Annotated in this window: 1 protein-coding gene and 1 pseudogene; one reads left to right on the forward strand and one right to left on the reverse strand. The window is 40.3% G+C overall.

Going from position 1 to position 447, the window contains the following annotated elements; all coding sequences use genetic code 11:
• Window positions 1-255, forward strand: a 255-nt coding sequence (locus tag F7Q96_RS26635; RefSeq protein WP_211923544.1) for a hypothetical protein, incomplete at its 5' end; no start/stop codon positions are given.
• 43 nt (window positions 256-298) lie between these two features.
• On the opposite strand, the pseudogene F7Q96_RS26640 reads toward F7Q96_RS26635, so the two are convergent.
• A pseudogene (locus F7Q96_RS26640) lies at window positions 299-447 on the reverse strand (3-oxoadipyl-CoA thiolase); the annotation flags it as partial.

Below are 447 nucleotides of genomic sequence, written 5' to 3' on the forward strand. Positions count from 1 at the left end.
ACGACAGTAGACTATCAACCTGTCATGGCACAGCCAGACTTGTCTCAGCTTTCTCCATTTTTACGAGAATATATTCTAGCTGTAGCGGGTGGAATCCAATCTTCTGACCCAACCAATGGTCTTTTTGAAATGTTAAAGCCTCTGCAAATTAACCGAAGTAATGTCGATGCTTATCGTGAAGGTACGATGAAAGTAAATTTAGATGATATTTTGAAATTACAGCAGCAAATTCAAGATGGTTTAAAAGGCCGATAAAAAATCCCCGCATTGAGCGGGGATTTTTTTATCTTGGTGTTAATTAAACACGTTCGATTACTGTTGCGATACCTTGACCAAGGCCGATACACATCGTTGCAAGACCGATTTGAGTATCTTGTTGTTCCATTACATTTAACAACGTAGTGGTGATACGAGCACCTGAACAACCTAGTGGGTGACCAAGAGCAA

The organism is Cupriavidus gilardii (assembly GCF_008801915.1).
Lineage (GTDB): Bacteria > Pseudomonadota > Gammaproteobacteria > Burkholderiales > Burkholderiaceae > Cupriavidus > Cupriavidus gilardii.